This is a genomic window from uncultured Ruthenibacterium sp., from assembly GCF_963558415.1.
Taxonomy (GTDB): domain Bacteria; phylum Bacillota; class Clostridia; order Oscillospirales; family Ruminococcaceae; genus Ruthenibacterium.
In genome coordinates, this window is the sequence record NZ_CAUWGY010000001.1 from 1 (window position 1) to 21,125 (window position 21,125).

Here is a 21,125-nt window from a genome sequence, read left to right on the forward strand (position 1 = left end):
CGCTACCTTGTTTCCGTTTCCGGAGTTTTTTAGCAGCGAACAAGTCGCACACCCATTTTAAATATTCCGGCCGATGATACAAACGGTAGATATCTTGTGCTCGCTTTACACTTTCACCTGCTCCGTCCCACCGAGGAAACCACATATCCCTTTTAGCTTGAAAAATATACATGGGCCGGGGTGCTGTGCAGGCAAGTACTTCCATCCATTCAAAGGGAACAAATCCCTCTGAAATTGTCTGACGAAAAGCCGGGAAATAACAAAATCCACTTTCTCTGCACCAAACTTGAACATTGGGATGACAGCAAAAACTGCACAGACAACAACTGACAGCAGTCGCTTGGACGCGCTCGTCCAAAGCGGCAAGGAGCAAGGCATTCGTTCCGCCCAGTGAGTGCCCAATCACTCCTATCCGTTTTGAATCCACATAAGGAAGTGAGCACAACAAATTGAGCGCTTGGCGGTGATCGTATACAGCACGCCCCATGGCAGACCATTGCGGATGCTTTTGCTCCAGAAAATTCGTATTGTATCTCTGGTCTAACGAGACCGCATCCGGACAATGCCAACGAACAAAAAGATCCGGTGCAAATACAACAAATCCCCGTTGCACAAGTTCGTACCCGTACGGATAATTCTCCTCGCAGTCCTCTCTTTGTATCAGTACCGATTCTGCACATGCTATATCTGTGGGATGCAGCGCCAACACAGCAGGCATTTGCACAGAAACCTTATTGGGAATCAATAAATAACCAGTGGCTGTTTCTCCATCACAACTGCTGTAAGCAATTTTTTGCAAAGAGAAATTTTCTTCTTTCTTCTCATATAAAACATGCCAAGAGAGAGCCGTCGGCTGTGGAGCCTGTCCTAGCACACAAAGGAGACGATGACGAATTGCATCCCGGTCTATCTCCCATTTTTCAAGACAAGTATCTTGTGTTACTAAGGATGGAAGATGGATTTCACCGCCTGGAACTCCTACCGAATACTTCCGACTGTGCTCATCCTGTACTTTCTTCATCCTTTTACCGCCCCCGCAGTCAATCCTCGAATCAAATACTTTTGCGTGAACAGAACAATGATCACCATAGGCACCATTGCCACAATACTCAATGCGGCCATGCCTCCCCAGTCAGTCCCCTTATCCGTAACAAAACCCGCAATGACTATGGGAAATGTTTTTGCGCGGTTGGATGCCAGTGCCGACGCCATCAAAAACTCGTTCCAGGATGTCATTACCATTAAAATGGCCGTGGCAGCCATACCGCTCAAAGTGGTCGGCACAATCACGCGAAAATAAGTGGTAAGCACACTGGCCCCATCAACACGGCTGGCCTCCTCGATCTCACGGGGAACTTCTTTGTAAAAAGTCGTCATCATCATCACGGTCAAAGGAATGCCAATCGAAATATGAGAGATGATGATTGCGGCAAGTGTATCCAAAAGATGCAAATTTTTCATCAAGAGAAAATAGGGAAGAATCACGGTGATTTTCGGGTAAAATCGAACCAAAACAATGACGGCTGTGATGATGACAATCAAACGGCTTTTTGTCAGCCGTGTCAGTCCGTAAGCGCACATCGAACCCAAAAACACCGTTACCACAGTGGATACCACCGCCACAATAATCGTGTTTTTCAAATAAAAAAGAATTCCGTCGTTGATACTTTGCAAATTGAAAATTGATTTATAATTATCCCATATAAATTGCGTGGGAAAAATTCGAGGGTTATTATACAGTTCGCTTTCGGGTTTTACACTTGTAAAAAACAAAAATATGATTGGCAGAACAACTGCCGCCACAGAAGCAGTAATCACCGCACATCGGATGATTGGATAGGCCGTGACCTTTTTCTTTTTCATAATCAACCCCCATTCAAAAACGATTCTCTACGTTGTTTTTGAACTTCAGAAGCAGACCGCAAATCAAAAACGCCAAAAGCATAACAACCCATGCAGCCGCAGAAGCATAACTGATGTTGTAATATTTTAACCCCTGATTGTAAATGTACATGGATACAACTTGGGTACTGGTTCCTGGTCCACCAAAAGTCAAAGTATAAATCTGATCAAAAACAAAAAACGCATCAATAATACGGAAAATCAAAATCAACAGTGTTGCAGGCAAAGTCAGCGGAACAAAAATTTTCCGAATAATCGCCCATCTGCTGGCCCCGTCAATGGTAGCTGCTTCAATCAGCGTATCAGGAATAGAAGTCATGGAAGCAGTATAAATCAGAAAAGAAAATGAGACATACTGCCAAATGGAAACAATGACAGCGGCCGTCATTGCCCAATCGGGGTCTCCCAACCAATTGGGGCCGCTGATTCCGATTTTTGCTAAAAGCAGATTGATCATTCCGGTATTGGTGTCGAAAAAAATGCGCCACATATTGCCGCAAACTACTGCGGCGATCGACATAGGAATCAACAAAATCGTACGGCAAATCTTGATGATTTTGGACGATCCGATAAAAAGGTATGCCAACAAAAAACCTACAATTAATTCAACCACAATGGTTTGAACCATAAATTGCAGACTGATTTTACACGAGTACAGGAAATTGGGATTTGTAAAAGCCTTTATGTAGTTATCCAGCGTAAATCCTTGTGGAGTATCCGACGTCGCCAGAGTCCATTCCCGGAAGCTGATAACCAACGAATAAATCAAGGGATATGCCTGTGCCAAAAGAATAACAATAAGCGCAGGTGCTACCAGCAACCATAAATATTTCTGATCTCGTTTGGTTACAAGCATCGTGAATGCAACCTCCTTTTCATCAAATTCGCACTCCCGTACCTGGCGGTATCGCCAGGTACGGGAGTGACTATCAAGTCAAATTCTTATCCTTGTATAAACTGGTCATTCCGTTCGGCCAGCTCCATCACCTGCGGCGTCACTTCCAAAGAACCTAGGTTTTGATTGATTTGTTCCGCAGCCTCTTGCGATGTAATTTTACCAACCAGTGCATCTCCTACAATTCGGCAAATAATATCCTGTCCTTCACCGCTCATGGGGAAATCGTAAGCATTTGCTACATTTTCCAAATGTCCGTCAAAGGCATTCTCACCAAATTTTTCGATGACCTGAGGATCCTGATAAGTACTGGAATAAATGGGGCCCATATTATAGTTCAAGAAGAAATCCAGAGAATTTTCCTCACTTGCAAACTCGTCCACCCACTTCCAAGCGAGCTCTGTATCTTCGATTTCTTTGGGAATAAACATATTCCAGCAGCTCAGGAAAGGCACGCCGCCATCGGTGGGATAAGGAGCAATTCCCCATTTTCCTACGATCTCAGATTGCGAAGGATCCGCAGCAGAGCCATACAGGAAAGAGGGCCAGCATTCTGTCACAGCCGCTTTTCCTTGCAAGAACATTGCGTTTGCCTGATCAATGCTCAAAGAAGAAATGTTATTGGGGCCATATCCATAGGTCGCAATGATATCATCGATTGCCGCTGCTGCTTTATCCAGCTCAATTTCGTAATTGCCTTCACTGTTGATATAGTAGCCACCATATCTGGCCAGGAATAGGTTGCCGACCTGTTCCGGCGCACCGCCTGCAAACACATAAGGAGCAATGTCAGAAGGTAATTTTTCTTTTAGCTGGTCAAGGCACGCATAGAATTCATCCCAAGTTTTAGGCAACTCAATTCCATATTCTTCGAACAAATCCTTTCGATACACAATGCCATATGCATCCAAATTATAAGGGATGCCAATGACCTCTCCCTCATAATAATTTGTCTTGTCCATCAGACCGGGAATCAGGCCTTCTCCGAATCCATCTCTCTCAATGTACTCTGTAAGCGGTGTCATATGAGAAAAAATATCTACCAGATAGGCGCCACCGGACATCACCGAATATTGATGATTTCCTGAGAGAATATCCGTCGTATTGTTCTGCCTCAAAACATCCCAAGGGAATGCCACGACTTCTACTTCCACACCGGTTTCCTCCGCGAACTCGGTTGCAAGTGCTTTGGCAGCTTCATCGTTGATGCCGGATTGCATATAGGTGACCATCATCTTCTCGGTACCGGCCGTGCTTGCTGTAGACGAATCGGACGGTGTAGAAGAAGTTTGCGTATCGCTTCCACAAGATGTAATTGCAAGTGCTACACACATAATCAACGCCAACAAAGATTTCTTTTTCATCGGGTAAGCCTCCTTTTCTGTATCCTTTTCAATTTTTTCGTATTGAGTCGGTCTGAAACTCTGTTATCAAAACAGATCGAAATATACTACATCCTCCTTTCCAAAACTTTCAGCAAATAATCAACTTCTTCGTAAACCATCACTGCGCCAGTTCTCCGGCACACTCCTTGTCAATGTACATACGTACATTCTCGGTTTGGCGCAAAATGCTGGCGGGGCAGGCGGTACTCACAGGTCCAGTCAAAGCGGCTACAACCGCATCATGCTTTGTGTGCGAAGGAACAATACAAAAGATGTATTGACTATTCATCAGTCTGGGGACCGTAACCGTTAGTGCGTACTCGGGCACTTCTTCCAGCGTGGCAAAGCAGCGGTCGTGTACCTGTTGTTCTCTGCAAACAGGATCCAACTTCACTTTTTTGATTCGTGCCTTATCTTCAAAATCTGCTACGGGAGGATCGTTAAAAGCCACATGGCCATTCTCTCCAATCCCCATAAAAGTGATATGTGTGGGCGCATCCTTTAGCAGTTGATCATAACGCGCGATCTCCTCTTCTACAGGACGAGAGCCATTCATCAAGTTCACACTTTTGAACGGAACTTTGTCAAAAATGGATTGGCACAAAAAATGATTGAAAGATTTCTTGTGGCCAAGCGGTAAGCCCACATATTCGTCCATGTGGTAACCATTCACACGACTCCAATCGATGCCAGGCTGTTTGCACAGTTCCTGCAGAAATTCTGTCTGAGAGGGTGCTGCTGCAAAAATGCAGTTGATTTCCGGCTCTTTTTCCAGCAACTTACGCATACAGGCAGCCGCCTCTTCGGCCGCTGCGCGACCCATTTCGGCACGGCTATCATAAATTTTTAAATCCACCTTGCCGTACTGTTTTTTTATCAAGGCAATAACCTCCTTACCCTTCTGTACACCTTTCTCACCGATTTTCGTTCCACTAGTTTTGGTTGCATTACAACATTTTCCTGTGCGCTGTCCGGATATTCGATTGCATCCAACAGCATACGTGCTGCCCGGCGTCCCATTTCATTCGAAGGTTGATGAATGGTCGTCAGCGCCGGTTCAACAAAATCGCTGAGATAAATATTATCGAACCCGATTATCGAGACATCCGCAGGAACATACACGTTATGTGCTTTCAGGCACTGAATCATGCCGATTGCGGTCATGTCGTTGATGGCCACGACTGCATCCGGTAAGCATTCGCTGGCAAGAAGCTGTTCCCCAAGTGCATATCCATTACAAAATTCTGCATTTTCACCATCTGCATCTCCGGAAACATTACACACGAGCAACCGCCGTGAGTTAAAACGAATACCACTTTCCCTCAGTGCCGCTTTATAACCATCCAATCGCTGTTTTCGGCTTCGCCGATCCAGAGGACCACTGGCAAAAGCAATATCCCGATGGCCACATTCAATCAAATACCGTGTAGCCATCATACCGCCTTTGTAGAAATCAAATCCTACATTTCTGCCAGGATATTCCTCATAGGTCTGGTCAAACAACACACAAGGAATCTCCAATCGACGCAGTCTTTCCATAAAAACTTCATCCATGTGAATGCAGGACAGCAAAATACCAGAAACCTGTTTTTGTTCCAGCATTTCAATATGCTGGGTCTCCAATCGGCTGCTGTTTTGGGATAAACACAGCAATGGAACATAAGAGCGCTGTACACATTCCTCTTCCACGGCTGACATCAAACTGGCATAAAAAGGATTTACAATCGATGGAAGAATAACACCTATTTCCTTTTCGCTTGATCCCGCTTGCAGCATTTTGCCAATCAAATTAGGTTTATAGTTCAATTCGCGAGCAACCTGCATTACTCTTTGACGTAATTGCCTGCTAATTGGATAATCAATACCGCTAAGCACTCGAGATACGGTGGCAGTGGACGTGCCTGCAGCCCGGGCCACATCCACAATCGTAGATTTCTTATTTTCACTCATGAGCTCTGTCCCTTTCGGTTCAGTAAACGTTTTCTGTATCGTAGCAAACAAAATTTATTTTGTAAAACTAGATTTTATTGTACAATACCAACAATTTCCAGTTTTTTACAGCTAGTTTTTTCTTTGAAAATCCCATTTTGCCCTCCCCCTTAAGTAAAAATTTTTATTGAAAATTAAACGCAAATGGTCAATATGGAAAAAATTTAACCATTTCACACAGTAAAGCTTTTAAACAAAATGAACCATACTTTGAAAATTTTTACTGTAAATATTTTCCATGTGTTGTGAAAATTTTCTAAAGTTTATTTGGAAATGTTAGTGGAGTATACAAAATTCTACATTTTAAAAAAATAACGTTAAACCGCACTTTTAAAGAGAAAACACACAAGCAAATGGCACAGAGAATCAGCGGTTTTTTATCAAGAAAAAAACAAAAAACACAGTAATTTTTCTTTAAATTCATTAAAAAATCATCTTAATCATCGGGTTTTAGCTTTCACTTCGAAAAGGTATTTTATTCTTCTTTCAACCACTCTCTAAAAAGAGAGCTGATTCTTTTGTAAGAATAAAAAAGTCACGGTGCAAAGCCCAAACTTTGCACCGTGACTTTTCATCAATCTCACTTTTAAATTCATTCATCGCCAAAACGTTGCTTGTCTATACACTTAACTTGCTTACTGCTCTTTCTTCCACTTCTACCAGTCCACTAATTGAAATCGCTCTCGTTTTGACCACTCCCAAACGAACTTCATACCATCTGTCTAAAAAATACGAGCAGGCTCTGTTTCGGTTTTTATGAAAAAGAATCCGATAAACTCACCCGAACATCGGATTTCCTTGGGGGAAACTTTAGTGCGGTGGTATCGTGCGAGATAACTTGTTTCCCCTGAAGTTCCCGTCCAATGACGCGGTAGCGTAAACAACAAAAAAGCGGCCGTACAAAATATACGACCGCTTTTCTTTTTTAACTTTTAACGAACGTCAAATGGAGTGCATTTTTTCAACAGCCTGCACCCATAGGCATACATTGCAATTCCCTTATCCTGCTGCAATTACGCATTTCTTGTTTTGGAGCGTGTACCAACAAGTATCCATCTCATTTGTACCTTACATTCGCTGTACCCTCTCCTGTTCAAACTGCCTGCGGTACAAATCTCGATAATAACCTTTTTTACGAATCAACTCATCATGCGTTCCTTGTTCAACGATTGCGCCGTCACGGACGACCAGGATTAAATCCGCATGCCGAATGGTCGAAAGACGATGCGCAATTAAAAACGACGTGCGCCCTTTGAGCAGAAGTTCCGTTGCGTCCTGAATAAGACGTTCTGTCTTTGTATCGATGGAGCTTGTTGCCTCGTCAAGAACGAAGATGCGCGGATCCGCCAGCACCGCACGTGCAAACGAAATCAATTGCTTTTCACCTGTGGAAAGGCGGTCACCGCCCTCTCCGACATTGCTTTCGTATCCCTTTTCAAGCTTCATGGCAATCTGATCGGCCGAGACGGCCTTCGCCGCCGCAATGACCTCATCGTCCGTTGCGTCAAGACGCCCGTATCGGATGTTCTCCATTACTGTACCAGAAAACAGATGTGGACTCTGAAGTACGTATCCAATGCTGCTATGCAGCCAGAGCTGGCTGCGCTCACGATAATCCTTACCATCAATGAGCACTTGGCCGGACGTCGGCTCAAAAAAGCGGCATGCGAGATTGACCAGTGTGCTCTTTCCTGCTCCTGTCTCGCCCACGATGGCAATTGTGGACCCTGCGGGAATCTTCAGATTAAAATGCGTAAGAACGTCTTCGTTGCCGTCTGGATAACGGAAAGAGACATCACGGAACTCAATATCGCCGCGAATCGGTTCCCAGTTCTCACGTTTAGCCTCAAAAACTGTCCCGTACTTCTCAATCACCTCAGGTGTATCGGTAATGAGTGGCTCTTGCTCGAGCAAGCCCATTACACGCTCAATGTTTGCCTGCAGAGAAAGAATGTCCGCAATGTTGCGGGCAATCTGCTGAATCGGTTCGAAAATGCCGACTGCGTACGATGTGAATGCCGACAGCGTGCCAATCAAAATCAAATTCTCAAGCGCCAATGCACCACCTCTCGCGAGGACGATTGCCGTGGTCAGAGAACTAAAAAACATCACCAGCGGAATATAGACGGCAGAAAGCCGTGCCGCACGCACCGATGAGACACGCATATCCTGCGTGACCTCTTCAAACTCGCGGCTGTTCTGCTCTTCAATAACGAGTGTCTTCGACGTACGTGCTCCCATGATACCTTCGTTGTAAGCACTTGTGATACGTGAATTCATCTTCCGAACACGTCGATTCCAGCGCAAAATCTTGTCTTGGAACCACACAGTTAAAAATGAAATCGCTGGCACAATAAGAATTACCGCTGCTGCAAGTCCAGGATTGAGAAGGAACATCATCACGAACACGCCGAGAACATAGAACACCGCCCACAAGATATCGACTGAATTCCAAGCAATCATACCGGCGATGCGGTTTGTGTCACTCATGATACGCGACAGAAGATAACCGACAGGAGTGACGTTGTAATATGAAAGCGAAAGCGTCTGCAGATGTACAAAGCACGCCCGTTTCATGTCGCGGCCAATCTGCATCTCGATACGCATCGAACGTCGCGTGAACATGATAACCGCCAACGCCTGTAAACCTATAATACATCCATAAAATAGGACGAAACCCGGCAGACCGGACACGTCACCCGTTTCGATGAATTCATCAATGGCATACCGCTGAAATAAAGGCAGCGCAATGTCGATGACAGCACACACAATGTTGAGCACAAGCACCACAATAATCAAACTTCGATACGGCCGTAAAAATGGAAGCAACTTTTTCCAAGAGCGTATATCAAACGATTTTGTATATTCCTGCTCATCATATCCCATGACTTTCGCCTCCTTTCTCGGCAAACAGGAGATCTCTATCCTCTCCCGTCATCTGTAAATCATAGATTTCGCGGTACAGACCGTTCTGCTTCATCAGCTCATCATGGCTCCCTAACTCCGCGACGCGACCGTCCTGGAGAACAAGAATGAGATCGGCCTGCATAAGGGTTGTAATGCGGTGAGAAATGAGGATGACCGTTGCCGAACCCTTTGCTTGATGGAGCGAAGCCCGAATTTCAGCGTCCGTCTCCGCATCAACAGCAGAAAGTGAGTCATCAAAAATAAGGATCGGTGCATCCAGCATCAGTGTACGTGCGATGGCAACACGTTGTTTCTGACCGCCTGAAAGCGTCACACCGCGCTCGCCGACAATGGTTTCGTATCCATCGGCAAACTCAAGAATGGCATCGTCCACGTGCGCCGTTCCCGCCTGACGGCGGACTTCCTCTATCGAAGCTCCAGGACGCACAGCAGCAATATTCTCACGGATAGTGCGTGAAAACAGGAACGGCTCCTGCAGTACAATGCCAATGTTCCGCCGCAGATACGGACGGCTGATTTTAGAAATATCTACGCCACCAACTGTAATCCTCCCGCCATTCGGTGAAAGATCATAGAGACGGTCGAGCAGGTGCACCATAGTAGATTTGCCACTGCCTGTCGCACCGAGAATAGCAAACGTCTTGCCCGCGGGAATGGTAAAACTCACGTCGCGAAGAACCGCTTGTTCCCCATAAGCGAACGACACATGATCAAAGACGATATCCTTGTCCATCGGGGGTGTCTGCGCGTTTTCAGGCTCCTGCTCTGGTTCAGAATCGAGAATGTAAGCAAGGCGCTCTATGGAAACGCCTGCCTTACTCATCTCGGAAAGGATTCTTCCGAGTCCCCGCACCGGCCAAACAAGCGACTGGTTGTACGATACAAATGCAAGGAATTCGCCAAGCGTAATTTCCCCGTTGACCGCCTGAAGGACACCTACAGAAATGACGGTGAGAATCTGCATACCAGTGATAAAATCCCCAATCCCCCAGTATGCACTTAACAACCGTCCGAGACGAATCCACAAAGATGCGAATCGTTCGTTTTTCTTGTCGAAACGCTCCACCTCAAACTTTTCACGGCCAAACGCACGCACAACACGTACGCCGGTGAGATTCTCCTGCACTGTTGCAGAGAGTTCTCCTTCAGCTTCGTCCGCTGTCAAAAAGCGCTTGGCAATCTTCGAATAAAAAAATCCGGAATAAAGAAGGATGACCGGAAGGAAACCGACGGCAATCAGCGTCATCTTCCAGTTCATCGAGAACATTACTACAAGTGAAAAAGCCACGAGGAAGATAATGCGGAACACCTCGAGTAGCTGATTTGTGACAAAATTGCGCACAACTTCGACATCCGACGTGCAGCGCTGAATGATTTCACCTGTGCTGTGTCGAACATGCCACGCGTACGGAAGCCGTTGGATATGGCGATACAGCGCGTCACGCAGTGACTTGACAAAGTTCTCGGATCCCTTTGATGTACCCATACGGCTTCCATAAGTACACAGTCCCGAGAGCACTGCCACCAAGAGCAAAAAACCTGCCGCCGCAAAAAGCTGTGTCATCGGAGCCGCAGTAAGGAGCGCATCTGGTGCGAATTTCTTCACGATATTGGGGAAATCTTCTCCCCCAAGAATGGAGTCGACCGCCACGCGCACCACTTGCGGCGTGAGCGAACCAAGCACCGTGTTTCCCATGGAAAATCCAAGCGTGAGCGCAAAAATCCAAAGGTATGGCCGCAAAAACCTCCAGATCAACGCTCGTTTCGATTGTCTCAAACAATTCCCTCCCTTTTTTACAAACAAAAAAACGTCCCCGGAACAAAGCCGGGGACGTTGAATAAAACGCGCAAAGTTACCCGTTGTATCGGGCAGAATAAGGCGCGGACAGCTCTTTCCATCGGCTTAAACAAATTGTGTAATTGTTGAACCGTTTTTTGATCATTCTGCCCGCCTCCTTTCTTTTATGCGTCATATATTTGTATCGACGAAGACCAATATACGCTGTTCGGTTTCACTTGTCAAGTAAATTTCGAAAGCCTCACGAGAAGAGCGATGGAATTCGTCGGTTCGACGAATTTCTACCGGTGATTCTTCGCAAAGTGACGGCTTCTTTCACAAAATTGGCTCCATCAAAAATCATCCCGTAAAAAGTACAATCTTTTTTATCTTCATAAAATCATATCGAAATTTTTTACCATACAATCGTTCCGTGGGTAGATTATTTTTTGTACTCCATGATATAGTGCGTGTCTGTTTCTTTTGTCTGGATAAAGCCCAGTTTTTCATAGAGTCTTTTGGCTCCACGGTTTTCTTTGAAACAACCAATTCGAACTTTTTTCCCTTGTGCAACACAAAATTTCTGAAGATTCTTTAAAAGATCTGAACCGATGCCTTTGCCCCGATATTCTTCAAATAAATGAATTTCTACCACTTCATAATATGGATCGTCAAAGCTGCACTGAATAAAGCCAGCACAATTCCCATTCATCTCGATTATACGGAACTGCTCGATTTCGGAAAAGTCTCTAGCAAAGTCACTTTTCTGATAGTTTTCATCCCAGCCCCAAATTTTTTCTACATAGGGACGAATTGACTCTGACTTAAGCGCAAATATCCAATCTCGGTCATCAATCCTTGCAAACCGAATTGTGTAATCCATCGTTTGTTCTCCTTGTTGTATGTTTCTATCTTTTCTTGGAATCATTTACTTATCCAGTCTTACGGCATTCTCTTGAATCAATTATACATGTTCCAGGCATATAAAAATGGTGTCTATTTAATTTTCGCCATTCTACACAAAGATTCTCCAAAATTGTTTCCAAATTCAAAATCATCGTCGTCCAAAAAGGGTTGGAAAATCATCCTATTTATTTGCAGCCATACAATAACGGCTGATGGAAACACCACCAGCCGTTATTTCTTTGTTTTATGCTATACATTACATTTTTCGCGATTTTCATAAATCTCTTTGGATTCAACCTTTGGCAAAAATCCAACAGAAAATTTTATTGGCTGCGGCTAGCCATGTCGACAAAATATGCAATCATCTCTGCAGAATCTCCAGAAAAGAAACAAGGAATAAGTTGCATAATACTTGTTTGTGAAACTTGTCGACTTTCTTGCAAATGAATACGATCTTTGAGTTTTTCAATCGCCTGCTCCTGTTGCATCGGCGGCAAAAATTTCATAAACATGTGAAATGCATTGATTGCTTCTTGTGTCCATGTCCATTGCGCCAGAGGTAAATTTTGCTTTTCCTGTTCTTTTCTTCGATGCCATTCGAGAACATCCTTTTCTGTAATTTCGCGATCATTCGGAATCCCGAGCCTTGCAAACTGCTCTTTTGGACTTTCATTTTCCTGCATGGCCCGCTGCAACAAATTGGCGAGACGAGTTTCCTGTTCAATATCCGTCAATTCGTTTTTTTGCTGTGGGTCGGTATTGAGATCAAACAACTTATCTCCAAAATTTGCCGCATTTACAAAACTATTGTTATCAATGTGTTTGGCTTCTTCACTATCTTTTCCATTGATTAAAAGGTCGCTAAAATCACGCGCACCATTCCCATTGCCTTTTGGAATTTTCCAAACAGGCGTTCCCTTTGTAAAGGAAAACTGATTACCAGGAACAGCTTGTGCATTTTTCATCTCTTCTACAGAAAAAAGCGAACGCATATGCATTGGCATGACCGTATATTCATATAAAGGAGCATTCTGCGCCGTTGCAGGTGCTTTCATGTACACATACCGTCCATCAAACAGATTCACATGTGCCCCGTGTATACCAAACAATGCATATTCACGAATTGCGGCGTTCTCACAAATGACATTTCGCACAGGTTTTCCCTGCATATCATTGGGTAAATCAACGCCAAAAAATTCTAAAAGTGTGGCTGGAATGTCAATGGTTTGAACAATTTGATCTCTTGTTTCTCCTCCATGCCCAAATCGAGGATCGTATATAAACAGCGGGAGATGCACAATTTCATCATAACAGGGCATCACAACCTTACTCCACCAGCCATGCTCTCCCAAGAGATATCCGTGGTCTGTATTGACAATCAACAACGTATCCTTCCAAAGATCATACTGATCAAATTTATCTAAAACCTTCCCTAAATATTGGTCACAGCGTGACAGCAATGTGGCATATTCTGCACGGTAATGATTTTTTAGCGTTTCCGTTTCTGTCACATGATGATAGGGTGGCCAATCCGCAGTCGGGCCACGGTAAGTATCCGGATAACTTCGTTCGCATTCTTGCGGAGAAAAGAAAGGTTCATGAGGATCGAAACACTCGATTTGCAAGAACCAATGGTCACACAAATGATTTGTATCCAGGAAATCCAATCCTGCTCGAACCGTCTGCGCCAGCGATGTATTTTCTTCTTTTCGTTGGAATTGACGGTTTACATTGTCATGTTTTTGAAGATCACCAGTAGAATAAAAATAAATCCCATCCCGATTCTGAACATTACTTGAGGTCGTTGGCTCCAATAATTCTGGCAGACACTTCCATTTATCACCCTCTTGCCCGCGTATAATTTCCCAAGAGTTGTATCGATAATGATATGTCGCACCTCCGTCCTCCCAATAATGAATGTGATCCGAAATCAAATGTGTATAAATTCCATGTTCTTTCAAAATTTGGGGCATTGAATCGTCAAATGGTTCGACCGGTCCCCAGCTTCGATGAAGGAAGTTGTATCTTCCAGTGTGCAACTCGCGCCGGGCTGGCATGCAAGGAAGACTTCCCGCATAGCAGTTGTTGAACTGCACAGCCTTTTCGCTTAAACGCTGAAAATTCGGTGTTTGTGTCCAATTGCATCCATATGGTTGAAGCATTTTCCGATTTAACGAATCAAACATTAACATGACTGCTTTCATTTGCTTTCCTCTTTTCTGAGCGGGATTGGTTGAACTTTCCTGCCCAATTGATTATACTTTTTACAGATCACATTGGGGGGAGGACTGCATATGGCCGTAACAATGAAATATATCGCCGAACTGGCAGGTGTTTCGATTGGCACAGTAGACCGTGCTTTGAACAATCGTGGTCGCATTGCGCCCAATGTGAAGGCACGTATTTTAAAAATTGCGGAAGAGTTGAACTACAAACCTAATTCAGCGGCAAAATCGCTTGCAATCCGGAACCGTAATCTTAAAATTACCATCATCCTCCATATTCAAAAAAATGATTACTATGATGAAGTTATCCACGGAATTGAACATGAGGCAGAAAGTATTTCTGCCTTTGGAATCTCGGTAGAGATCAAACATTGCCCTGATTTTGATTATCACAAACAGCTTCACCTGATTGACCAGGCCGTTGAAGAAAAAACTTCCGCCATAGCACTTGTTCCAATTAACCATCCAGATATTCGCAGCAAGCTCACTGAACTGGACGAATTGGGAATTCCTGTTGTTTTATTAAATGCCACTCTTCCAGAGTGCCCTTATCTGGCCTATGTAGGAAACAATTATGCTCAGAGCGGCCGAATTGCTGCGGGACTGATTAATCTCATCACAGGTGGACGAGCTAATTTGGCGGTATTTACTCCCTCCTTGGATATGTTAGGGCATCGCCAACGTCTTTCCGCATTCGAAAATCATCTGCAGCTTTTTCCGGAGCTCTCTGTATGCTGTATACAAGAACTTTCCAATACCGATATCGATTCCTACAAACTAACCCAACAAACCTTGGATCTCTACCCAAATGCCGACGCAATTCTTTACATGGGTGCGGCCGTTACCGGTGGAATTAAGGCCATACAGGAAGCCAGTTCACACAAGAAATTTCGGACTGTTTTCTTCGATACGCCTAATCCGGTTCTGGAAAATCTAAAAAGCGGAATGATTCAGGCCGTTATCAGCCAAAATCCTCGTCTGCAAGGCGAGTTGGCCATTCAGATTTTGTCCAATTACCTTCTCAAGCAGGAACTGCCCACGAATAAGCATTGCTACATTGAAAGTCGCATTATCATCCGAGAATCAATCGCTGAATCATTCAAATGAAGTCCCGCTTCCTATTCCAGGAAGCGGGATTTTCTTAATTACACGTTACAATGTTTTTCTATAAAAGTTTCAATTCTTTGGAATACCAAATCGCGCTCTCCATCTGCGGTGAGCACATGTCCGCTGTGTTCTAAAACGCAAAATTCCTTTTTCGGTGCTTGTATGCAATCGAAAATCACCTCGCCTTGGTGCCAATCACACACTTTATCCCCTTTTGAATAAATCAATAATGTTGGTACCTGAATTTCATCGACAGTTTCTTTCTCCAATTTCAAAAGCTCTTGCATACCATTTCCACTTGGCATACGCTTTATCATTTCCTCCATCGAATAAGTTTTCCACTCTCCCATTAATTCAGGTTTGTACCACCCGTTGTCTTCCGGATTTCTGCTTGCGCAATCCGTCTTTGCATCCGACATTTGAAAATTCCAAGAGGGGGCAGCCATGATTACTAAACCGTCAAGATTCATATACGATCCGACGATTGCCGACAAAATTCCTCCCATTGACAAACCACATAAAATGACTCTATTGCAACAACTTCTCAAAAGAAAAATCGCCTTTTCCAGCTCCGTACGATAATCGTCGATCGTACAACGCGAAATATCCTCTACGTCTGTAGCATGTCCTGCAAGAGCCGGAGCTAGAACTGTATATCCTTTTGCAAAAAAATAATCACTGGCATATCTCATTGCAGCGGGAGTACCTGTGGAACCATGCTGAAAAATTAGGCCTATTCCATTGTTTCCAATCTTCAAGAAAGGTTCGCAATTTTCCATAAACCTAGGTTTTAATTTCATTTGACCTCCTCCTTTCTCTCTGCAAGTCGAATGGCAGTAATTTTCTGTGCCATTTCCACTTCATCTTTCCGACGGATTGGATAAAAGATCAACGCCACCACAGAAATCAAATATGCCGCAATCGGAATTAGGGTTCTCATATAAAGAATACCGCTCATGACCGCTTCATTTTGAGTAGCAGCACCTTCTACAAATCCCAAATTAGCAAGAATCAAACTGGAAACAAAGGCTCCCAACGCCTGAGACATTTTATTCATGAATGTAAAAGTAGACGTAATCGTTGCCGCCGACTTAATTCCCAACTTCAGTTCTGCATAGTCAGCGCAATCGGGAAGTACGCTCCAAACGATATTTTGCGCAAAGACTTGCATAATTGCAAAGGCAATAATCCAGATCATGATGGTAACTGTGTTAGCTCGATTTGTAAGCAACAAACCTACACACGGAATGCAGAGCAGTGCCTCAATGGCAATAAAGGACACCTTTTTTCCAAAGTGCTGGAAAACGAACTTTAAAAAGGCCGCTGATAAAATCATTGCAATGATTGTCGGATATTGCGTCAAGGCGATCAAATCCGTTTTGTTGTCCATATTGTAAAGGAAGAAGTACGCATTAACTGCATTGACAATTTGATAAGCGAAGGAGTCCGTTGCAAAGGAAACAATCACTAGAAGAATAGCTGGATTTTTTACAATGGCTGTTAACTGCTTTTTAATGCTGACCTTTTCGACCTTTACCGTTTCTACATGAACATCTTTGTCTTTGATCAGCCATGCGCAAATCCAATAAGTAACCGTCACGATCACCGCGTAGATACACGCCATTGTTCTCCAGGCAAACACGCCATTTCCAAGAGCGTTTACAAAGTTCATCACAGGACCTAACAGAAGTGTCGTAGCCACCGCAAACAAGTTTTTGATTCCAACAATCCGGCCACGTTCATCCGGGTCCGTAGAAAGGATCGAAACGATGGAGTGATAAGGTGTATCCACAACCGTGCGGGAAAGACTTCCCAAAATATAAGTGGTATAGCAATAAACTGCAGCACCAAATGGTGTGAGTTCCGGAGCCCAGAACATAAGCACCAATACAATACCTGTCAGAGGGGCACCCACTAACAAAAATGGGCGAAACTTACCAATTTTACTGTTTGTTTTGTCGGCCATAACGCCGGCGATCGGATCGGACACGGCATCTACTATACGTGTAACCATGAACACGGTACCTGCCACTACAACCGAAACACCCATAATGTTTGTATAGAAGAAAAGCAAATACATACTTACAAATTGAAACCAAAGGGTGGATCCAATATTTCCAATACCAAACCCAATGATATTTTTGGCGCTGGCCTTGACTGCACTAACTTCTTTCATAATTTCCTCCTTACATCACATTAGAATAAAGTGTATTGATTTTTTCGGAAAGCTTTTCCACCCACCCTTCCATCAATTTTTGTCCCAACTCCCGGCTCGAGTTTCTGGGATCATTTACCACATATCCGTCGGACTGAACATTTCCAAACAGAACACAACGATCAACAATCGCATAATCTTCATATCGAATTTTCCCCTGAGAGGGAAAGGTAGAATAATCTACATCTTCATGTGAAATATATTGCATCAGAGATGCTTCACTGATATTGGCATGCCCCATAATGGAAGTGTTCGGATCGGCCTGTGCCGTAAAAATTTCCTGCATTCCATCGATTACAAGCGTCTTTGACTTATTGGTAAATTCCGCACACAATTCCTGTACCAGCTTTGCCTGTGTCGCCGCGCCGTGACAATTCACAAGAATAATCATCCGAAAATTCATATCCACCAGAATTCGAACGTATTCTCTTAAAACAAGCGAAACAATCTCCGGAGGAAGATAAAAACTTTTTGTTGTATTTTTAGGAAAATCCATTCCGACAATATACTGATTTGTATCGTGAAAGCCTAGTCTCTCAAGTTGCTCTTTCGGACGCGGGCAATCACTGCCTAAAAACAGTGGTGGCAATACTACACCGCCAATTTTTTCGGCTACTCTGCATGCCAGGAAGTGCCCTATCATCGGGTCGGTTCCATAGGGAAGTGCTAACGTATGCCATTCCAGAGGACCTAACGGTAGATAGGCAATTGATTTTTTCTTCTGTTGTTCAACAATCTCTTCCGGACGCATATGTTCTAACTGCACAGTTCTCATTTTACCCTCCTGACTTACGATAACGCATTTATGCAATAAATCCTTTATTTTACTTTGCGTTAACGTACACGCTTTTCTTTAATTGTACCGTCTTTTAAGCCTGTGTCAATTCCTGCGTACAACTTTCTATGTTTTATACGTCATCAAAGGAATTGTTTTATGCAAGTGTACCAATATCGCTGATTGTCTAATCACCGGTATAACCCCCACAGTAATAAAGCAAAAATTAAAAACTTCTTTTGCAAAAAATAAGCGCATGGACAATTAAATGTCCATGCGCTTACGCCTGATTCACATGCAATGCAAGGGAAACGTCATCCTCAGTGGTTTTCACTGTATGAATCCCGCGTTTCGAAGATCATCGATCAATTTTTCTGTTCGAATCGTCATTCCCTCACTATTAAGGTGATTGTTGCTGTTGAAAAAAAGATTTTCGTCCATCAAGCTGTCCTGTACGCTGCTAATGACCGGGATTGTGCCACAACTTTCGGTAAGCTTGTTTTCAAACGCCAAAAGCCCTTCCTGTGTACCGGTAAACGCCAGTTGGTTGAACGGGGCAAAGGTAATACACACACGCGCACCTTTTTCCTGCGCCTTTTTTGCAAAATGATTCAAAGCGTTGATTACCCGCGGCGAAAGTGTATCGGCGTCAACTGCGCGACAGTCTTGTGTATTGTACTTATCTTCCAAAATGTTTTCTCTCTCAAAGGTGAGGTCTCCCCACGGTCCAAATCCAAAACTTTCATATTCTTCTTTATAAGACTGCATCTCCCCTTGTGCCAGCATCGCCAACTTCTGACGAGAATAGGAATAAAAACTCTGAATCATATCCGGATAATAGGACAGTGGAAGCGCCTTTATTAGCGAAAGATCGTTTTCTACCGCCATCCAGGCGGTTGTATAACTGACCACATTTTCAAACATAGAAAATTCTGGGGCGAACACAATGATATCTCCCTCGTGCACAAGGGGCTCAAGCAAAGCCGTATAATACTCCAGTCCCAGATACGCTGTTGCGCCGAGGTTGATACAAGGCATGTTGGCCGCTTCGCTCACTGTTTCGCAGCAGATGCTATAAGGTACACTCGACCCACCTACAACAATGATTCTCGCTCCGGGAGTAGATTCTAAAAGCCGAGATTTGACGTGTACGGAACCCATCAGGCTTCCGGTATAAGCGGCCGGTTTTGACTGTATCCACGAAAAATATCCCACAAACGGAAGCAGAAGACAGAGCGCAAAAGCAAAAAGCTTTACCAAAAACTTTTTCATGTCTTCTCCTCCCTTTAAAATTGGAAATAAATAAATTCGACAGCAGTGCCTTCCGGTACTGTGAGCATGCATACAAGCACGGCCAGTGCCGCCGCATAACCCAGTGCGAAACGCCAGGGTGCACGTGCACGCGCCAACAGCAGCAAAGGATCTCCCTTTTTATAGTAAACCCAATCAAATAAAAGCACAGCCCCCAAGCTGATACCCAAACGCACAAGGACCAGCGGCTGCAGCCCCATGGAGACAAGCGCATCCCGAAATCCCTGCACAGGCGAAAAGATTGCCAAAGGAAGATGCGTGATAACGGTGATGGCATCTGCCATATTGTTGGCACGGAAAAGAGACCAAGTAAAACACACCACAGCAAAGCACACAACTGTCTGCACAAAATGGAATGTGCCAATGGCAGCCGGCTTGCGAAGACGCTTTTCCCAGCGGTTTCGAATGGGAAGAAACCACACATCAAATATTACCAGAAGCCCGTGAGCGGCTCCCCATAACACAAAGGTCCATTTGGAACCATGCCAAAGCCCACTGACCAGAAATGTTATAAATAAATTGGCCAAATGTCGACCGGTACTTACGCGGCTTCCGCCCAACGGAATATAGATGTAGTCCATAAACCAAGAGGACAGAGAAATATGCCAACGACGCCAGAATTCCCGCACACTGCGTGCAAAATACGGACTTCGAAAATTTTCCATAAGGTGAAAACCAAGGATTCGGGCGCTTCCCAGCGCAATATCCGAATATCCGGAAAAATCTCCGTAAATCTGGAAAGCAAACAGAACGGTTGCAATCACATAGGCGGCAGGTCCAAAGGTAGCAAGGTCGTTATAGACCAGATTTACATACTGTGCACAGAAATCCGCCACCACAATTTTTTTAAACAATCCCCAAACAATCATCCGCAGTCCCCAGCTCATGTTATCGGCATTGGGTCTGTGTTGCTCGTGAAACTGCGGCAGAAGGCTGGAAGCGCGTTCAATCGGTCCAGCGACCAACTGAGGGAAAAAGCTGACATATAGTGCGTAAATACCAAGATGCTTTTCCGCGGCGAGGTGGCCGCGGTATACATCAATCACATACGAAAGAGTTTGGAAAGTGTAAAAGCTTATTCCTACCGGCAGCATCACCTGTATGGTGAAATCATCCACAGGCAAGGAAAACGCCCGCAAAAGTGCGGTGAGGCTATTACTAAGGAAATTAAAGTATTTGAAGAAAAGCAAAAGAGCTAGGCTGACGCCAACTCCCAGAACAAGGAAAATGCGCCGTCGAGATTTTTGGGATGACCGCTCAATCAAAAGCGCAAACACCCAGGAAGAAAGCGTGGAAGCGGCAATCAGGACAACCAATTTGGCGTTCCAGCTCATATAGAAATAGTAGCTCGCCAAAAGTAAAAGTCCCCAACGCCATTTGTGGGGCAAGCAGTAATACAGCAATACTACAAGCGGCAAAAACACCATGTATTGCCAAGAATTGAAAAGCATTGGTTTCCCTCCTGAATATAAAATGCCTAGCAGCTTTCGCGAAGGCTACCAGTCTTTACTGGACATTTCACCGTTTACACAGTACAAATCGGCTTCTCTCACAGACACTGCAAGCATAACCGATAATATGTTTTTTAATTGTATCATATCAAGAGTTATTTTTGAAGTTTGGCCCCTTTTGAACGAATAATGTTCCCATCTTCAGATGGACAATCTTCATTTCCTTTCGAATCAGATACCGTTTAAAACATTCAAAAAC

At 44.2% G+C, this 21,125-nt stretch carries 16 protein-coding genes; 1 reads left to right on the forward strand and 15 read right to left on the reverse strand.

The window, feature by feature from the left end:
• The 10 genes from AB5H98_RS00005 to AB5H98_RS00050 form a co-directional block, all read right to left on the reverse strand.
• A partial coding sequence (locus tag AB5H98_RS00005; protein WP_367923852.1) for an alpha/beta hydrolase occupies positions 1–1,021 on the reverse strand: 1,021 nt, incomplete at its 3' end.
• Positions 1,018–1,863, reverse strand: a complete 846-nt coding sequence (locus AB5H98_RS00010) for a carbohydrate ABC transporter permease (protein ID WP_367923853.1) — start codon at positions 1,861–1,863, stop codon at positions 1,018–1,020. The genes AB5H98_RS00010 and AB5H98_RS00005, both read right to left, overlap by 4 nt.
• A 13-nt stretch (positions 1,864–1,876) precedes the next feature.
• Positions 1,877–2,758 carry a carbohydrate ABC transporter permease gene (locus AB5H98_RS00015; protein WP_367923854.1) on the reverse strand — a complete coding sequence of 294 codons (882 nt, stop codon included), beginning with the start codon at positions 2,756–2,758 and terminating at the stop codon, positions 1,877–1,879.
• An 86-nt stretch (positions 2,759–2,844) separates the two neighbouring features.
• A complete protein-coding gene (locus AB5H98_RS00020; RefSeq protein ID WP_367923855.1) occupies positions 2,845–4,161 on the reverse strand; it encodes an ABC transporter substrate-binding protein in 1,317 nt (438 codons plus the stop codon).
• Positions 4,162–4,300: 139 nt separating this feature from the next.
• Entirely contained in the window at positions 4,301–5,062 is a 762-nt protein-coding gene (locus AB5H98_RS00025) for a glucosamine-6-phosphate deaminase (protein WP_367923856.1), read from the reverse strand.
• Positions 5,059–6,132, reverse strand: a complete 1,074-nt coding sequence (locus tag AB5H98_RS00030; protein ID WP_367923857.1) for a LacI family DNA-binding transcriptional regulator — start codon at positions 6,130–6,132, stop codon at positions 5,059–5,061. The genes AB5H98_RS00025 and AB5H98_RS00030 overlap by 4 nt, the downstream gene beginning before the upstream one ends.
• 1,107 nt (positions 6,133–7,239) lie before the next feature.
• Positions 7,240–9,057: an ABC transporter ATP-binding protein gene (locus AB5H98_RS00035; RefSeq protein ID WP_367923858.1), complete on the reverse strand. Its 1,818-nt coding sequence runs from the start codon at positions 9,055–9,057 to the stop codon at positions 7,240–7,242.
• On the reverse strand, positions 9,047–10,876 hold the full coding sequence (locus AB5H98_RS00040) for an ABC transporter ATP-binding protein (RefSeq protein WP_367923859.1): 1,830 nt from the start codon (positions 10,874–10,876) through the stop codon (positions 9,047–9,049). The genes AB5H98_RS00035 and AB5H98_RS00040 overlap by 11 nt, the downstream gene beginning before the upstream one ends.
• 442 nt (positions 10,877–11,318) lie before the next feature.
• On the reverse strand, positions 11,319–11,759 hold the full coding sequence (locus tag AB5H98_RS00045) for an N-acetyltransferase family protein (RefSeq protein WP_367923860.1): 441 nt from the start codon (positions 11,757–11,759) through the stop codon (positions 11,319–11,321).
• Between the two features lie 346 nt (positions 11,760–12,105).
• A complete protein-coding gene (locus tag AB5H98_RS00050) occupies positions 12,106–13,986 on the reverse strand; it encodes a sulfatase (RefSeq protein ID WP_367923861.1) in 1,881 nt (626 codons plus the stop codon).
• 90 nt (positions 13,987–14,076) lie between these two features.
• Between AB5H98_RS00050 and AB5H98_RS00055 the strand changes: the two genes are divergently transcribed.
• Positions 14,077–15,114, forward strand: coding sequence for a LacI family DNA-binding transcriptional regulator (locus AB5H98_RS00055; protein WP_367923862.1), 1,038 nt, complete (start codon positions 14,077–14,079; stop codon positions 15,112–15,114).
• A gap of 38 nt (positions 15,115–15,152) precedes the next feature.
• Here AB5H98_RS00055 and AB5H98_RS00060 read toward each other — a convergent pair whose 3' ends face one another.
• The 5 genes from AB5H98_RS00060 to AB5H98_RS00080 form a co-directional block, all read right to left on the reverse strand.
• Complete coding sequence (locus AB5H98_RS00060) at positions 15,153–15,914, reverse strand: alpha/beta hydrolase (RefSeq protein WP_367923863.1); 762 nt, start codon at positions 15,912–15,914, stop codon at positions 15,153–15,155.
• Positions 15,911–17,290: an MFS transporter gene (locus AB5H98_RS00065; protein WP_367923864.1), complete on the reverse strand. Its 1,380-nt coding sequence runs from the start codon at positions 17,288–17,290 to the stop codon at positions 15,911–15,913. The genes AB5H98_RS00060 and AB5H98_RS00065 overlap by 4 nt, the downstream gene beginning before the upstream one ends.
• 10 nt (positions 17,291–17,300) lie before the next feature.
• Positions 17,301–18,104 carry a creatininase family protein gene (locus AB5H98_RS00070; protein ID WP_367923865.1) on the reverse strand — a complete coding sequence of 268 codons (804 nt, stop codon included), beginning with the start codon at positions 18,102–18,104 and terminating at the stop codon, positions 17,301–17,303.
• 330 nt (positions 18,105–18,434) lie between these two features.
• Positions 18,435–19,376: a hypothetical protein gene (locus AB5H98_RS00075; RefSeq protein WP_367923866.1), complete on the reverse strand. Its 942-nt coding sequence runs from the start codon at positions 19,374–19,376 to the stop codon at positions 18,435–18,437.
• 14 nt (positions 19,377–19,390) lie between these two features.
• Positions 19,391–20,866 (reverse strand): MBOAT family protein, encoded by a 1,476-nt coding sequence (locus AB5H98_RS00080; RefSeq protein ID WP_367923867.1) that lies wholly within the window; start codon positions 20,864–20,866, stop codon positions 19,391–19,393.
• Positions 20,867–21,125 lie beyond the last annotated feature (259 nt).

Bases quoted from the DNA above. Each gene is read 5' to 3' on its own strand.
- AB5H98_RS00010 (WP_367923853.1), bottom strand. From the start codon at position 1,863: ATGAAAAAGAAAAAGGTCACGGCCTATCCAATCATCCGATGTGCGGTG.
- AB5H98_RS00015 (WP_367923854.1), bottom strand. From the start codon at position 2,758: ATGCTTGTAACCAAACGAGATCAGAAATATTTATGGTTGCTGGTAGCA.
- AB5H98_RS00020 (WP_367923855.1), bottom strand. From the start codon at position 4,161: ATGAAAAAGAAATCTTTGTTGGCGTTGATTATGTGTGTAGCACTTGCA.
- AB5H98_RS00030 (WP_367923857.1), bottom strand. From the start codon at position 6,132: ATGAGTGAAAATAAGAAATCTACGATTGTGGATGTGGCCCGGGCTGCA.
- AB5H98_RS00035 (WP_367923858.1), bottom strand. From the start codon at position 9,057: ATGGGATATGATGAGCAGGAATATACAAAATCGTTTGATATACGCTCT.
- AB5H98_RS00045 (WP_367923860.1), bottom strand. From the start codon at position 11,759: ATGGATTACACAATTCGGTTTGCAAGGATTGATGACCGAGATTGGATA.
- AB5H98_RS00050 (WP_367923861.1), bottom strand. From the start codon at position 13,986: ATGAAAGCAGTCATGTTAATGTTTGATTCGTTAAATCGGAAAATGCTT.
- AB5H98_RS00055 (WP_367923862.1), top strand. From the start codon at position 14,077: ATGGCCGTAACAATGAAATATATCGCCGAACTGGCAGGTGTTTCGATT.
- AB5H98_RS00060 (WP_367923863.1), bottom strand. From the start codon at position 15,914: ATGAAATTAAAACCTAGGTTTATGGAAAATTGCGAACCTTTCTTGAAG.
- AB5H98_RS00065 (WP_367923864.1), bottom strand. From the start codon at position 17,290: ATGAAAGAAGTTAGTGCAGTCAAGGCCAGCGCCAAAAATATCATTGGG.
- AB5H98_RS00070 (WP_367923865.1), bottom strand. From the start codon at position 18,104: ATGAGAACTGTGCAGTTAGAACATATGCGTCCGGAAGAGATTGTTGAA.
- AB5H98_RS00075 (WP_367923866.1), bottom strand. From the start codon at position 19,376: ATGAAAAAGTTTTTGGTAAAGCTTTTTGCTTTTGCGCTCTGTCTTCTG.
- AB5H98_RS00080 (WP_367923867.1), bottom strand. From the start codon at position 20,866: ATGCTTTTCAATTCTTGGCAATACATGGTGTTTTTGCCGCTTGTAGTA.